A 15,391-nucleotide genomic window follows, 5' to 3' on the forward strand; every position below is an offset into this window, starting at 1 on the left:
ACACGCCGAAACAGCGTCTGGCACAGGCCGCATGACCTCTACTTTTGAATGCCCCTAAAAATGGGGGGATTACCCCACCTACGCCCATTATGAGCGGCAACTTAACCGGCCAGACAATTACCTATATTAATTAACCTGTAAACTAGGGGGCTTACGGCCCCCTTATTTCACTGAACACACCAAGAACATTCACGTATAAATACTTCCGGTCAGCTACATCCCGGGGAGATAAAATATTATTTTCTTTCGTCAGAGGGCAAACCAGCCCTTCCTGAGCCATTTCCTATGGCTCAGGAAGGTCGGGTTGCATTATCCGCTGCAGCCTTAAACTGTGTGCAGAGGAATGCTGATATTTGATTTTTAATTATAAGGATTGCAGCTATATCAGCCTGTCTCAGGAATATTTTTATGCCGCGCACAAGCCCGGTGGCTTTACTGCACCTGTGATGGCCAATGCGCGTAAGGCTAGGTCTTCGTTGTAATTAGACCTGTGTAACGGCATCTGAGCTAAGAGATGAGATATGTACCTTCTTCAAAAGTCATTTAACAATGATTTATTTATGGTCCAAGAGGTTCAACCAGAAGATGTTGAAACTTGGCTAGAGAACCGCGTTTCATTGTTCGCGTCGGAAACCCATGCGGCATATGCGCAAACATTACTTGGCACAATGCAGGCGCCAAGCTGGACCCCGGACTTCAGAAAGTATGGGACCATATTATCACCGGATTTCCCTTATTTTTGCGCCGAAAATGTAAGGGAGTTCAATGATGCATGGTTGCGCATTATGGCAACAGAAGTTCGTCTCCGCATTATGCAGAAATTAAATTTCGTAGAGGAGATTCATTTCAGCATATCGGACATCATGAATCCGCCTCCAGCTCCATGGCTGTGCTTGGTTGATCGCGAGAGTCAGACTGTGTTGGTCGTTGATCGCACCGGTACGGCATTGGGGGGGAGTGAGAAAAACCTTGTCATGGCAGTCAAACACAGATTTCGTTTTAATCGAGACTTGCTGGCCCCCTCAGGAAAGCATCTCGAGATGATAGAAGTGCGCCTGGGGTCAATCACCTAATTAGGTGCAGGGCTGGCTGGCTAGCATACCGCGGTCAGTCCATCTATTATGTAGGCGTTTTGATTGCTGGCCCGGAAGTCACCTCTGGGCTGAGGAATGGATAACGGTTTCTTAAAGGACGCCTGATGCAACAAGAAAACAAGCGTGACTATACCCCGCGCAACATTATGACACTAGCCAAGAAGCTTGGAACGCTTGAGCAGCGTAAAGAACTGCAGGCCTTGCTGACTACCTACATCGAGAATGAAGAGCTTGAGCTGCTGAGACTGGAAGAGGAGCAAAATCAAAAGGCCGCCAAAATCACCGAACTATTCGAGAGAATGGCAGATTCCGGGATTGATATTCAGGATCTAGTCGCGGCATCGCAAGGGCGACCAAGCACAGGCAAGCGCCGGCCTTATAAGAAACGGCAGAAGCAGCAAGAACCAGAGCAACCGGCTCAAACTCCTCAAACCTCAACCACCGATACCCCCGGTAGCTGATGATTCACCCGGAGCGGCTACTGGCTCCTGATGTGATGGCCAAGTGGATAAACTGCCACTGTGCAGCTTATCCACTGGCATTAAGTGTTACTCCAGCCCGCTGAATAGCAGCTGCTCATGCAAGAAATAAAATCGTTACTTTTCAACCCCGCCGACATGACTGGCATTTTTTGAACTAACCGGACGGTCACTTAGTTGCCAATTACCGGGCCCGTAGGTTAATCTGTCTGAGTCCTCGGTGCCTATTAGTGGACGAGCCGCTTGGCTCGGCACCAACTTCCAATCCTCCGGTCTTCTGCCGACTTCCTCACCCGTGATCTATCACCCAAGCCCTCGCAGGCTGATTCTGCATGTCCGTTCGCCGGTATTTCTCCGGCGCCAGCTTACATGCAGAAACAGCCCAAGGCTGTCTCATGGTACTCGGTCTGCAATGTGCCACTCGCGACCAACCCCAACCCGCCCAACTAGGCAATCCCCATTAAGGAACTTGATATGTCCAATGTGAACTATCTCCCCCCCAAAGCACTGCGCCGCCTACTGGCAGAACAATGCCAGCAAAGCGGCATCGATGGTGTTGATGTGCTTCTGTATGCAGTGATCGGTGAGTGGCTTTGCCGCCGGTACGGATCGACTGATGATTGGAGCCTGCCCGAAGAGGCCGTGACATGGCTTGCGGCAGAGTCGGGCTTTAAAGAGGACCAGCGAGTGAAGGCAACTTACATTGCCAGGCTCATCTGTGACTACCATGCCGGCCGCAAGTCTGCGCATTGCCCTATTTTCACGATCACCTGTGATTGTGGTCGGCAGGTGAGCCGGAAAGGGCAGGAAGCCCATCGCTACCCAATGTACCGTTGCACCTGTGGCCGCAGCTGTGGCTATCACAAAGGTGATGGATGGCCATTGGGTTTGATGGCCGACCGCGACGCTCGCCGCTGGCGTGGCATATTGCATCAAGCTTATGACCAACTGTGTGAACAATGGCGCATAGACAATAAACGCGGCTATGTGAAGCTTGCTGCGTTGTTGGGCGTTCCTCTGCACCAGTGCCATTTCAGTTTGGTGGTCGAGGTCAATCGAGCAATGGAAATCCGCAACATCATGCTTGAGGAAATTGACCGTATTCAAAGAGAGGGGCAAGGAGTTGGCGGGGTATCCCAACAGCTGTCCCTGGTACCGTGATTCGATCAACCCGGGAGCAATACTCTCAAGACAAACCCCTGGCCAAGCTGGGGGTTTTTCGTGTTCAGGCTATCGTCCGATTGACTGCTGGCCAGGCACACATCATCCCCCTGAGCCCTACCCGTGATCTTTCACCCAAGCCCTCGAGGTTGATTCTGCATGTCCGTTCACCGGCATATCTCCGGCGTCAGCGCACATGCAGAAACAGCCCTGGCTGTCTCTATGGCACTCGGTCTGCAACGTGCCACTCGCGACCAATACCAATCCGCCTCTAGGCAATTCTAAGGAACAACCGATGCTCTTAACCAAAGCACATGTGCGGAAGTGTCCGCATTTTAATGACGATCTGTTAGGTCAAGAACCCAGCGCCTCGATGATCGAGTTTCTGGCGAAATTCAGTGAGCCTGAAGATCAAGAGATCTGCTTCGGCCGGCTCATGGAGGTCATGCAAGACTATTTGCACTCGATTAGGGTGCAGATCGGTCTGAGCTTGATTGAAGCCAACGGCGGCTCTGGGCTCTCTCTGGAGCTAAGTGATGAGAAAGGGGCTCTAGCCGTAGTCTTCCCCGAGCCTTCTGCTCGGGGGGGGTATCGTGTGAGCTTCTACGATGTCAATGGCCCCATCACGCATGAACTGTTCAGTTCTGTTAATGAATGCGTACTTCATGCCATCAAACTCGGATATCGCAATCACGCTCCTGGGCGACTTGATCAATTAACTGACCTTCGTTCGTGGAGGCGTGGTGTGAAATGGGCTTCGCTGCTATTGCGATACCACGGGAATCCGTACCAGTTTTTGCTAGACCACCCTGACTATCTCGATAGTTGAACTAATCCCCGGGCTTTGCGCTCGGGTCATTCATGGCGCTTGGTCTGTAACGCGCCACCAGTGACCAACCCCAACCCGCCCTACCCGGGCAACCAATTAAGGACAACACATGGACAACTTCGATCTCTTCGAACACATCGATTTTCTTGATGAGCAAGCTTGTGCAATCAGCATTGCGGAGCCCTCCTTGGCGCAGCCTCAGGCCACAATTTACCGTGGCGACAAGTGGGATCAGCTGAGGGAAACTTTGCTGAACAACGAGGAACTGATGGCTGCGATCAGTGATACGACCGGGCAGCCACTGTCCAGCATGATCACTGAAGCTGTACTTGCCATCCGAGCCACCTTACTCGATGGGTTTACCATCTCTCTTGCGCTCAGTGGGGGGAAGGATTCGACGGGTACTCTACATCTGCTGCTGTTCGCGATGATAGGGCTAGTTCGTGAGGGCCGCGGCAACGAGATCTCTGCCTACCACTGGATCAGTCACACTGATACACAGGTCGAGAATCCTGAAGTGCGCAATCTCGCTGACCGGCAGCTTGCCGCGATACAGGAGCTCATCGACAAGGAGCGATTGCCACTGGCTATCGTAGTTGGCAAGCCAAGTCTTGCATCGTCTTGGACAGGGCGTGTTTTGACTGGCCGAGGCCTTCCCACGTATGTCACTAGCTCCTCGCCACAATGCAGCATTGACCTGAAGGTAACAACAGGCAACAGAGTGAAGGCACAGATGATCAAGCGCATGCCGAAAGATATGCGTGAGAAGGTTTGTCTAGTGCTGGGTTCTCGTGATGCAGAGGGCGCTACCCGAGCTGGTAATATCGCCAAGCGCGGAGGACACGCCACAGCGCCGGTCAAAACAAGTGCAGGGTGGGAGCTATACCCCATTCGGCACTGGTCGCAAGGGGATGTGTGGGAACTGCTAATGAGCTGCGGTAACGACGCATCAGCGCATTTGCCATTACCAAGCTACCAAGCCAATAACAGAGAACTGGCTGAGCTGTACCGTGATGCAACAGGTGAATGTATCTGGAGTGCAAGCGAAAGGAAGGTCTCTGATGCCTGCGGCGCTAGAACTGGATGCTGGACTTGCCTTCGAGGTGGTACAGATAAAAGCATGGAAAACATGCTTTATCATGAGGTCAATGGGGTTAAAACCCTGGTTGACCGTTACGCCTACATGGTGAACCTTAACAACATCCAACGGCTTTTAGGTGTCAAGCAATGGTCTTGGGAAGATCGTCATCCTGTTGGAAGGACAATCTACGCTGGTGGATTCATTAAGGTACAGCCTGACGTGTTTTCGCCTAGTTTCTTAGCTCGACTGCTGCGTTTATGCTGTTCTGCAGACTATGTGGAGCAGCAAAGGGCAGAGGAGCTGGAGATGAAACTACTCCTTGGTGAAATTGAGGACAACGACTATAACCAGCGCATGTCTAAACCCCAGTTCCGGATTGTGTCACCTGAGCAGTTGTTACACGTGAGTTGGCTGTGGGATTTCCACTGCTTTCATTCAACGCCATTCCAAGCGATAGAGATTTATCGCAGTGTCTGGGAGGATGGAAACATAGAGCTGCTCACAGAAGTTGAGTTAACAACAGCGGTACCGGCGACCAAGATTCCGCAAGAGTTTTGGCTGAAGATCCCAAATCTTAAATGGGGGTCTGATGAGCTGACCGATGGGCTGTCCGATCCGATGTTGTCGGCCACCTACTTTGATGGCCAAGACGATCGGAGGGCTGCCACCAAGGTTCGCACTCATGATGGAAATCGCACAATCGGGCCGGTAGAGACAGCAAAGCAACTGACCATTGATGGTGATGTTGCTAGCTGGATCATCTGGGAAGAGTATGACCGGATGAGAGAATCCGCCCAGGCTGGTGAGATGACGAACACTGCTGCAGTTCTATATCTGCTGCGCTTTGGTGTGGTGCAGATCACACCAAGCAAGGTTGCAGATATGCATATGATGGCCCAACGTGGCCAACGTATGCGGCAAATGGGGTTATCTGGTGACCAGTCGTTAATGGGCATCTACTGCCGAAGTGACTTGGAAATTCTGAGTACCCCTGAGTACCGGCAAATCGTCCAGGCGGAATACCGTCGTCACGAGATCAAACATCTGGCCAGGGCGAGACAAATGCGCAGGCTATGTTGGATCAGCTTCACGCTGGACTACCATCGTCAGAACAACACCGCCTTCTGGGCCGATGTTGAGCATGTTCTGTTTGCTGAGCAGGAGGTTGAGGCACAAGAGCAAGCCAAACGTATAGGGTTCGATCTGGAGTGCAGGATTTCCTCTGTGATTGCTGTGAGGGTCGCTCGGTTAACAAACGGCGGGATCAACGCAGCATCGCTGCAACTGGAAAAGCGATGGAAAAGGCAGATTGCAGCCAGCTTATCGCAACTCCGCGGCAAAGTCGGTTCATTGGTGCGCAAGCATCTTGATACCGAGCTAGTCCGGTTGCAACGTCAGTTGGAGACAGGGGAGGGGGTTTCTCCCTCATCAGTTTTTAGTGACGTAGCCTACCCTAACGTGACTTATCTCAGCTTCGTTCGGATGGTCAAAACAGGGCGGCGATTAGTAATGGCTCAATTGCCAGATGTGGTGGTTAAGTTGCCAAATAGGCCACTGAAACGCTATGTCGAAGGTGATCAGCTTCTGCTAGCCATGTAACTCGCAACTTCAAGCCACCGTATCGGTGGCTTTTTTTTGCCCCACACACGGCAAGGCTGTGTAAGCCGTTCATCGAGAGGCTCTGCACTATTGCCCGGTTCCATAGAGCACGGTCTGAACGGCAAGTGGAGGCTGCTAATTGGCCTAGACAGCTATTGAACACCTATATAGACTACAACAGAAAATCGCTCTCGGTGCCTTATAAGAGCAAGCCATGAGGCCTGGCACCAACACCAATCCCCCAGCCCTGCGCCGGCATTCCCACCCGTGATCTATCACCCTGGCCCTCGTTGGCTGATTCTGCATGTCCGTTCACCGGTATTTCGCCGGCGTCAGCGTACATGCAGAAACAGCCCAAGGCTGTCTCTATGGCACTCGGTCCGCAATGTGCCACACGCGACCAACACCAACCCGGGCTTCTGCCCATAAGCAATCCATGTCAGATCGAAATTTGACCGCCCTAGCGTTCAACATCGGCTGATTGATAGAGGACACACCCATGATCTACGTCGACCTAGTTCAGGGAACCCCTGAATGGCATAAGTGGCGAGCTGGTGGCATAGGAGCATCTAGTGTTGCTTCTGTAATCCAGTGGCCATACGCACATGAAAGTGCGCGTGCATTTTGGATGGTCAAAACTGGGCGCAAGCCCGGCACAGACTTGAGCAAGAACTTTTTGGTGCGAAGAGGAAATGAGCAAGAGCCGCTGGCCCGACAGGCGTTCGAGCGCTGGCTGGAATCGCAAGGCATACTTGACCTGGTGATACCAACCTGTGTGCAGCATGAGACATATTCCTTTATTCGCGTTTCGTTGGATGGGTTAATGTCCGATGGCTCTCCAGTTGAGCTCAAAGTACCGGCATGGGAAACCTTCGAGTCGGTAATGCAAGAACGCCGGAACTCGGAGGCCTATCAACGGTACCTACCCCAGGTACAAGACCAGCTACTGGCGACAGGAGCTAAGATTGGCTATTTGGCCTTTTATCGCGCCTATGATCGCAAGCTAATAGTGTTTCGCATCACACGTGATGAGGAGCTAATAGAACTGCTGATCGAGCGGCAAAAATGGTGGTGGGACCTGTACGAACGGGATGAAGCCCCGCCGATTACAGAGCTTGACTATTTCGAGCCGAGCACGCAAAAAGACCAGGAAGCATGGACCCAAATTGCCGCGGAGCTGCTGCAAGTCTGGCGTGACATGTCTCCTATCAAGGTGAAGATTGATGAGGCCAAGGCCCGGGAAGCCGAGCTGAAAAAAGCATTGCGCTCCATGATGGGTAACCACGTAAAGGCCGAGTATGCAGGTGTACGATTGCATTCCTCCCCGCGGCAAGGGGTTATCGACTATGTGAAATGGACAGAGGATGTTCAAAAGCATAACCCCAACATCACTTTACCCAACCCGGATCTATATAGAAGACAATCAACTGAGACCATCAGAGTCAGCCAGATCGAGTACAACGGTCAGGGGGCCGCTGAAATGCTTGCTGTTGATTTTTGTTAAGTAAATCAGGCCATCCCGTAAGGGGTGGCCGTCTTTACACCTGGTCCACGGAAGGCTATTCTGTCCCTGCTCCCGGCGTCTATCTCAGGGGGCGAGCCAAATGGCTTGACGCCAACACCAACATCCCGGCGCTCTGCCGACGTCCTCACCCGTGATCTATCACTCAAGCCCTCGTTGGCTGATTCTGCATGTCCGTTCACCGGTATTTCGCCGGCCTCAGCGCACATGCAGAAACAGCCCTGGCTGTCTCTATGGCACTCGGTCCGCAATGTGTCACTCGCGACCAACACCAACCCGGGCAATCAGCCCAACACAAAAACAACCTGCTCAATCAGGTTTTCGGAGATTCTATGACTCAGCACAATTTCATTTCTGGCAGCGAATTTGGCCTGGATGCAAACATCAAAGTTCGTTGTCCCCATGGTGATGATCACTTGATGAACCCCCGCGTGCCGGTAAGAAAACCACACGTTTTCACAACAGCCTTCCTTGATGATGTGCGCAGGATTATGGCCGATCCAGATGGAGACATCATCGTTTCCTATGGCGGGTATGGTGCCGGCAAGACAACCGGAGTCATCCAGTACGCAGCCCGAACTCAGTGGCCGCTATATCAGGTCGAAGGCACCCAGGAGACCAGCTTCCAGCTGGATTTGCTCGGGCGTGTTAACCCGGCCACGGGTGAGTTCGTGTCTGGTCCATTGCGGGAAGCTCTGCTCAACGGCGGGATCTTCTTGCTCAACGAAGCTGATGCCATGCAACCAGCGGAGCTGGTCGCTTTCTATGAGCTTATGACCCATGGAATCGAGCTGGCTGAAACTGGTGAATGGTTGGAGCCGCACAAGCTGTTCCGGTGTGTGTTCACCTTCAACAACGGTGGTATCACTGGGCTATCTGGCTTCAGAGGCACTACCGGGTTGAGTGATGCGCTTATCGACCGCTTCATCCCACTCGCGCCCAGTGAGTTGAGTGACGAAGACATGAACACGATTTGCAAAAACAAGATCGCAATCAAGCTTACTGATTGGGAAGAAGATCTTGGACAAAAAGTTCCATCCTCGCACGTCAATGCAATCGAAGCTTTGCTACCAGAAATGATTCGCGTTATGCGTGATATCAATACTGCTGTAGAAAAGTCTCAACAAAACGATTTCACGATGACGAACGGAGTCGCGATGGATAAACCTTTGTCCATTCGCAGCCTGCTTCGTTGGGTGAGAGAGATGGTTCGTACCAGCCCAACATCAGTCCGTAACAGGGTCAAAAAAACCTTCCACGAGGCTTATGCTCATCGTTTAGTTGGTGATGAGGCGACTTACGAAGCGGCGATGCACCTTTGCAAAGCTGTTTTTGGCCAGTCTTGGGTTGAGGACTAAGTACCATGTACTTTCGAGCCAAAATTACCGAACCAGAGCAAGTCGTTGCTACGTGGCAAAACATCATGGCGGAACTAGCTGAGGAGGGGGTGTTTATCACACCAACAATGCCAGGCGATGGAGGGCTTTACGGATGCAACTTGACTGGCAACATTCCCTTTCGGGGGGTAACCAAAAGGATAGATGCCGGGCAGGTCGTAATGTTATTGCTGCTCGCTCTGCACAACGCTTTTGACATGATCGATGACCAGAGTCGGAATTTTACTGATCTGTGTTTATCCGAACAACTTAAGCATCTGCAGTCTGTCGGCATATCTGATGCGCCAGTTCAACAACTCCAGGAGGCGGTAAAGCAGATACTCAGCAAACATAAAGGTCTGTTTGAGTTCGCTTTTTACTAACCTTCTAACACCAACCAACCAACCCGGCCCAGAGCCGGGTTTTCTTTGGGGTATTTGTATGAGTACACTGAAAGGATGCTTGCACGACATTCTTGGTACCACGCTCAGCAAAGAAGTAGATCTCGTGGTTGAGTATGTGTTAAGCAAGCAACAAGCTGGTGGGGCCAATGAATTTCTCATTGGCATCATCGGGGATACAGTCAACATCGTGCCACTGCGAATGGGGTACGAACTACCTGATATGCCTTGGGCAAAGAACTGTAGGCCCCTTTATGCGTTGTGCATCAAAGGGAAAGTGGCCGAGTACAGAACAGTGCAAGGACTGAAAGACAGCGTGTCGCGACTTCCTAAACTGCCATGTTCTGGTGCTGGTGCTGCGGCGATCATAAAGGCTGTAACCAGGGTCTTGGTTAATCGGACGCTAGAGGCTCACGAGCCACCCTGGCCAAAGAACGACCCGGACTTTTGGCCATGTTGGTCCCGGTACTGCCGGCAAGGAAATCACCCAACGTTGGGTGCCTGGCTTGATATGGCAATCCTAAGAATTAAAGAGAGTGAAACCAACGCTGCCCCTAGGCAGCGTTGATTTTTTTGTCCCCACCTGAGATAGTATGCCCATGTCCGAACGGCTAATCGGACTCCTTTCTGGGCCGTAGCTTCCAACCTCGCCTTTGTGACTCGTCGAGTCGTGTTTGTCGCGCAAAAAATCCAGATCAGAGTGTTGTCGGATGTGTTTGGTGGACATTTCCGAGAGCGCTACTTTTTGTGGCGTTTTGTGCTCAGCGATTCAAGGCACACCGCATCCGCGGATCGCAACCCCAACCCGGCCAAATAGGCCAACACCACCCTGACGGGAGTCTTCCCGCTATGGGAGCTCCTTGTCCAGAGATAAGGAATTACCCATGTCATCCTTTACCGCAATGAACTTTGTCGAATTTTTCCAGCGCTATGTGCTGGTGGATTTCAAAGTCACCACCTGGTCTGCGACCCGGAATAACAAGCCCCTTGATTTAGGACTTGAAAATGAAGCGTTAGCTGCTGATGTGGTTCGCTTAGGGTCAAAATCGGTCTTCGATAAGAAAAAGATCGCATTCCAAGGCCGAGCTCGCCAAGAGGGTATCGCCCTGCTTAGCAAAGTCGGTTTCCAAGTCCTTGGCGCTTGGGCTGTGCCTCGCCATTTATTGAGTGAGGTCACTGACGGCCTGGAGTTGATGAGAATCAGCTTCTACGCAAATCTTGATCAGCTCTTACTCAACTACGACGCAGAATGCGACTCCTGGATACAACAGGCAGCCGCAACAGTGTCTCTCCACGATTTCGCCTCTCGCATACGAGCCTCGCTCTATGACGTGGATTACGTCCGGAAGCAGGTTTCATTTTCGTATCGCGTGAATGAAGATGTGGTTAACAACCCGCTTGGCGATGCTGCTGTTGATACGATCTCTGAAATGGCTCGCAACTCTTTGCGAGACTTCCAGTATTCGATGTCCAACGGTAGTAAGTTCACTCGCAAGTCACTGAGATATGTGACGAACATCAAGGAAAAGCTCATACAGATGGCTGTGCTGGATAGTTTTATCCAACCGGCGATTGACAGCATTGATGCGTTCGAAAGTTCTCTCCCCAAGAGACGGGCTGCGCAACTGGATGCTACTGAGCTGAGTAAAATGATGGGCTTGCTCACGTTGTTGAGCGATCCGAGCTACTTGTCGTCCCTAAGGACTGCCAAGCTGGAGATCGAAGAGGAAGAAGACCCAACAGATGCACCGGGTTCTGTTACCACTTCCCAGGACAACTTCCTCACCGGGATGTTAGCCGCCATATCGACCACCTCCAATACTCCCCCCACCCAAGTGGCCGGTTTTTACTAATCCGCCTTATCAAGGCAACCCCAACCAACCCCAGGCTTGCCCTGGGGTTTTAATTATTGGAGACACACAATGCAGTCTACTCAAAGCAAAATGCTGACCATTCAAATTCGGTTAGCAATGATGGCCAACGACTTCGGTTTGAGGACGACCTGGGGAAATTATTCTACTGCAGGTACAACTCAAGGTGTGGTGTTAATGCCTTTCTTCGATGCAGGCGATCCCGTTCAGGCCGCGGCCGCCATGGGGTTTGGCATGCACGAAGGGGCTCACCACCGATATGGCTCTGACTTTGCAAAATATGAAGCGTCACTGAAAACGAAAGGTAAAGTGCACCGCTTGCTTCTGAACTACTTCGATGACGGCCGGATAGACCGGATGGCTCTTATAGAGTACCCGGGGCTTCGTGGCGAGTATGAAGCCATTGAGCAGCTGTTTATCTCAAAGGGGATGAGGCTGGTTCCAGGGGCGAACACTCCAGCTATAGCTGTGTTGGAGGATTACATTGCGCACTACATTGGCAGCGAGTTGCTTAACTACAAGCCGCTCACCCCAGTTTGGGAGCAAACCAGAGATCTGGCACGCCAACGCTTCCCGATCGCTTTATTGACCAGGCTTGAAATCATCTCAGAAATGGGAGTGATAACCTCTGACTTCAATGATTGCTGGAATAGCGCAGATATGGTGCTTGATGCGATCAAAGATGCTTTGGAAGACCTGAAGACTCAACAGCCGGATCATGAACCTGAAGCTCAACCTGACACTGATGCAGATGGCCAACCGGATGCTGATGCAGATGGCCAACCGGATGCTGATGCAGATGGCCAACCGGATGCTGATGCAGATGGCCAACCGGATGCTGATGCAGATGGCCAACCGGATGCTGATGCAGATGGCCAACCGGATGCTGATGCAGATGGCCAACCGGATGCTGATGCAGATGGCCAGCCGGATGCTGATGCAGATGGTCAACCTAACGCTGATGCAGATGGTCAACCTGACGCTGATGCAGATGGTCAACCTAACGCTGATGCAGATGGCCAGCCGGATGCTGATGCAGATGGTCAACCTGACGCTGATGCAGATGGCCAGCCGGATGCTGATGCAGATGGTCAACCTGACGCTGATGCAGATGGCCAACCGGAAGCGGGGGCTGCTGGCGGGCCGAATGCTGATGACGTTGTTAGGTCAAAGCAAATTCAGGAGTTAGAAGCCTGTCTTGAAGCTGCCGGATCTGGATCCTCCGATGTCGAGGGACGTGACAAAGGAAAAATGCTGGCGTCATTGATCGAAGCGGATTCCCGCTTTCAACTCGACACTCCATTAAGGCCACATTTGGACGCTGTTTACACGAAGATTGGCCGGAGTGTAACACTCCCTAAAGTCCTCGCTGCATCGAGACCAATCACACAAGCTCTTATGGAGCTCGTAGAGACAGAAACCAACTGTGCTCCTGGATTGAGTCGACGAGGGAAGCGCTTTGTCACCTCCCGGTTCAATCGGTTCAAACAAGGTGATTTGCGTGTTTACCGCAGCAAAGCCAGAAACCTTGGCATCGATAGCGCCATCATGGTGTTGCTGGATTTGTCTGGATCAATGAATTGCCAAGAGGTGGTGGCAAAAAATGCCTGCCTGGCTTTGGCTCTTGCAGTTCAACAGATCGATGGGGCTGTAATTGGAATTCAGTCCTTCGGGGATTGGAATGTGGACCTACTGCGTTTTAGGGAGGATCCAGCCACTACAAGCTCTCGTCTCGATCTGATCTGTGCCGGTGGGGGAACACCCATGAGGGAAGGTCTAAGCAACGCATTTTTGGCCCTGATGCCAGAGCAAGCTGAACGCAAGAGTATGATCGTGATCACCGATGGTGAACCAGACGTTGACTGCGTTGATACCTTCAATATGGTTCGACAACATGGCATTGATGTCTTTGGCATCTTTATCGGCCAGTACGCGAACGGGAAAGCTGCTATGGACTACTACTTCAAACCAGGGAACTGGATTGCTGTAGGCGATATCCTCAGCCTTAAACGTGAGCTGTTCAAACTAGCCAAGGGCACTATCTTGGCTGCCTGACATCCCCCCCTCCACGTTGGAGGGGGGACTTTCGAACACTGAGCAATGGACATCCATTGCTGAGTGTTTGCAATGTGCAAGCACCAGCCCGTACCCCCTGTAATCGGGCGAAATGGGGAACACCAACCACATGGAGTAATGACATGCACTATGAAATCGTTGCGGATGATTTGGCCGCATATCTCAATGACAACCGTTTATGGGTCGAAGCGTACAAACACCTAGGCCTATTCGGTGATGCCACCCGAGGTTTCATTCCTGGGAAGAAGGCACCTAAAACCAGTTGCCCAAGACACGGTGGTCGTAGTGGAGAAGCCTTTGGATTAATCCACAGGGGCAAGCTCGACTCAGAAGCAACCGGCGTTGGAGTATGCAACTCTTGTGGGGTTATGTCTGGTTTCTCCATTGTAATGGAGGAAACAAACTGGCCTTTTCCGAAAGTCCTCGAGCAGCTGGCGATCGCCAGTGGTTACATGGATGGGATTACGTCAGGCGTGTTTTCCCCCCCTCCGAAATCGCCTACGCAACTTGCGTGGGAGAAGGAACGAGCGGAGGAAGATGCTCGGCGGGATCAAGCTGTCGCGAATAAAAATGCCCAGCTCTGGGATGAAGCCTGGCCTTTGACCAAGCCGCAAGCTGAGCCAGCCATTCGGTATCTCAGGAACCGGCAAATATTGTCGAAGGTGGCTTCCCTTGGTGGGGAAGTAAGGCTCCACCCTGGTGTGCGATACATCGACATGAATTATGGCCCGTGCATAATCACGCTAGAGCCGCACGGGATGCGTTACTGGTGGCTCGATAAGGACGGCCGTAAAACAACTCAGCCCGCTGGCGTGCGCCAATCTACTCAGAAGGAACTGATTGAAGAGGCTATCGACTTGACTCATCCATCTGCGAAATTGGCTCGTTTGGCAATATCGCAAATGCCCGATCACATCAAGGCGGCAATAGCATCTCATAAGGCGGTTTTTCACAAAGGAGTGGCGTTTAAACTTGATCTTGGGAAGCATCCTTGCATCCTTTGCCGGATCCGAGATCCTTCAGGAAAGCCAGTCAGTCTCCATCAAACCTTCATCACTAACGATGGGCTGAAAGCTCCTGTGCCAAAAGTGAAGAAATTGAGGCCGTCAGTGTCAACAGCCCCAATATCGGGTGGTGCCGTGCAACTTTGCCCACCGACTCCGGTTCTTGCTGTAGCCGAAGGCCTTGAGACACTTCTAAGTGTCGAATCAGCCATAGGTATGCAGGGGTGGGGACTGCTAAATGCAACACTGATGGGAAACTGGATTGTTTGCATGGGAGTAAAACACGTCTACATCTGGGAAGATGCTGACCCGGCCGGAGAAGTGAATGCAGCTAAGCTGGAGAAAAATCTGCTATCTGCTGGCATCAAGGTTACGAGATGCAACCCGAAGCTTATCAGAGCTGAAAGTGACATGGATTGGAACGATATTCTGGTGAATTTCGGACCAGATGTGTTCCCACATAGCGACTGGCTGCAGCACGTTTGAACAAGGGAGAGCTTATGGACCTGAAAAGTCTGATCAATGGCATTCATCCCATTGTACGGTTATCCGTTTCCAACGTCCGCCTATCCCCTGAACTGGGGTATTGGCCAGCTAAATTCGAAAACTTGGAATCATTGCATCAGTGGCTATCGAGTGAAGCGGGTGAGCATTACCGCTACCCGGGAGCTGAAAGTATCAATGTGACCTTACTTGATGTCTTACGACACTGCGATCGCCCTAGTGCGAGAGTAATGGCAATACTTAAGACACAGACCCAACTAGCTTCGTGATGATAGAAGCAAAAAGCCATCACCCTTCAGGGGTGATGGCTTTTTTATGGTTCTTCGCGGGATCTTGGGGAAGTGGAAGTTGACAGACAGGGTGCTGGTAAACTGGCTGTCTCCAAACACACCAC

At 51.8% G+C, this 15,391-nt stretch carries 11 protein-coding genes; all 11 read left to right on the forward strand.

Features of this window, described 5'->3' with window-relative positions:
* Positions 1–521 precede the first annotated feature (521 nt).
* The 11 genes from PG899_RS22495 to PG899_RS22545 all read left to right on the forward strand — a co-directional run bounded on the left by PG899_RS22495 (position 522) and on the right by PG899_RS22545 (position 14,979).
* Positions 522–1,073 carry a hypothetical protein gene (locus PG899_RS22495; protein ID WP_210537756.1) on the forward strand — a complete coding sequence of 184 codons (552 nt, stop codon included), beginning with the start codon at positions 522–524 and terminating at the stop codon, positions 1,071–1,073.
* 125 nt (positions 1,074–1,198) lie between these two features.
* Positions 1,199–1,555, forward strand: a complete 357-nt coding sequence (locus PG899_RS22500; protein ID WP_216945364.1) for an H-NS family histone-like protein — start codon at positions 1,199–1,201, stop codon at positions 1,553–1,555.
* Between the two features lie 492 nt (positions 1,556–2,047).
* Positions 2,048–2,734 carry a zinc-finger-containing protein gene (locus PG899_RS22505; RefSeq protein ID WP_210537752.1) on the forward strand — a complete coding sequence of 229 codons (687 nt, stop codon included), beginning with the start codon at positions 2,048–2,050 and terminating at the stop codon, positions 2,732–2,734.
* Positions 2,735–3,029: 295 nt separating this feature from the next.
* Complete coding sequence (locus PG899_RS22510) at positions 3,030–3,563, forward strand: hypothetical protein (RefSeq protein ID WP_210537750.1); 534 nt, start codon at positions 3,030–3,032, stop codon at positions 3,561–3,563.
* A 109-nt stretch (positions 3,564–3,672) separates the two neighbouring features.
* Positions 3,673–6,243, forward strand: a complete 2,571-nt coding sequence (locus PG899_RS22515) for a phosphoadenosine phosphosulfate reductase (RefSeq protein WP_216945362.1) — start codon at positions 3,673–3,675, stop codon at positions 6,241–6,243.
* A gap of 499 nt (positions 6,244–6,742) precedes the next feature.
* Complete coding sequence (locus PG899_RS22520; protein ID WP_210538849.1) at positions 6,743–7,747, forward strand: lambda-exonuclease family protein; 1,005 nt, start codon at positions 6,743–6,745, stop codon at positions 7,745–7,747.
* A gap of 350 nt (positions 7,748–8,097) precedes the next feature.
* Entirely contained in the window at positions 8,098–9,123 is a 1,026-nt protein-coding gene (locus PG899_RS22525) for an AAA family ATPase (RefSeq protein ID WP_210538847.1), read from the forward strand.
* A gap of 5 nt (positions 9,124–9,128) precedes the next feature.
* Positions 9,129–9,524, forward strand: coding sequence for a hypothetical protein (locus PG899_RS22530; RefSeq protein WP_210538844.1), 396 nt, complete (start codon positions 9,129–9,131; stop codon positions 9,522–9,524).
* Between the two features lie 902 nt (positions 9,525–10,426).
* Positions 10,427–11,395 carry a DUF3150 domain-containing protein gene (locus PG899_RS22535; protein WP_210538840.1) on the forward strand — a complete coding sequence of 323 codons (969 nt, stop codon included), beginning with the start codon at positions 10,427–10,429 and terminating at the stop codon, positions 11,393–11,395.
* A gap of 69 nt (positions 11,396–11,464) precedes the next feature.
* Positions 11,465–13,468 carry a VWA domain-containing protein gene (locus PG899_RS22540; protein ID WP_270697723.1) on the forward strand — a complete coding sequence of 668 codons (2,004 nt, stop codon included), beginning with the start codon at positions 11,465–11,467 and terminating at the stop codon, positions 13,466–13,468.
* A gap of 143 nt (positions 13,469–13,611) precedes the next feature.
* Positions 13,612–14,979, forward strand: coding sequence for a toprim domain-containing protein (locus PG899_RS22545; RefSeq protein ID WP_210538831.1), 1,368 nt, complete (start codon positions 13,612–13,614; stop codon positions 14,977–14,979).
* Positions 14,980–15,391 lie beyond the last annotated feature (412 nt).

Origin of the sequence: Aeromonas sp. QDB39 (assembly GCF_027707585.1) — a bacterium.
Lineage (GTDB): Bacteria > Pseudomonadota > Gammaproteobacteria > Enterobacterales > Aeromonadaceae > Aeromonas > Aeromonas hydrophila.

Coding starts and splice junctions, on each gene's coding strand:
- PG899_RS22495 (WP_210537756.1), top strand. CDS start 522: ATGTACCTTCTTCAAAAGTCATTTAACAATGATTTATTTATGGTCCAA.
- PG899_RS22500 (WP_216945364.1), top strand. CDS start 1,199: ATGCAACAAGAAAACAAGCGTGACTATACCCCGCGCAACATTATGACA.
- PG899_RS22505 (WP_210537752.1), top strand. CDS start 2,048: ATGTCCAATGTGAACTATCTCCCCCCCAAAGCACTGCGCCGCCTACTG.
- PG899_RS22510 (WP_210537750.1), top strand. CDS start 3,030: ATGCTCTTAACCAAAGCACATGTGCGGAAGTGTCCGCATTTTAATGAC.
- PG899_RS22515 (WP_216945362.1), top strand. CDS start 3,673: ATGGACAACTTCGATCTCTTCGAACACATCGATTTTCTTGATGAGCAA.
- PG899_RS22520 (WP_210538849.1), top strand. CDS start 6,743: ATGATCTACGTCGACCTAGTTCAGGGAACCCCTGAATGGCATAAGTGG.
- PG899_RS22525 (WP_210538847.1), top strand. CDS start 8,098: ATGACTCAGCACAATTTCATTTCTGGCAGCGAATTTGGCCTGGATGCA.
- PG899_RS22530 (WP_210538844.1), top strand. CDS start 9,129: ATGTACTTTCGAGCCAAAATTACCGAACCAGAGCAAGTCGTTGCTACG.
- PG899_RS22535 (WP_210538840.1), top strand. CDS start 10,427: ATGTCATCCTTTACCGCAATGAACTTTGTCGAATTTTTCCAGCGCTAT.
- PG899_RS22540 (WP_270697723.1), top strand. CDS start 11,465: ATGCAGTCTACTCAAAGCAAAATGCTGACCATTCAAATTCGGTTAGCA.
- PG899_RS22545 (WP_210538831.1), top strand. CDS start 13,612: ATGCACTATGAAATCGTTGCGGATGATTTGGCCGCATATCTCAATGAC.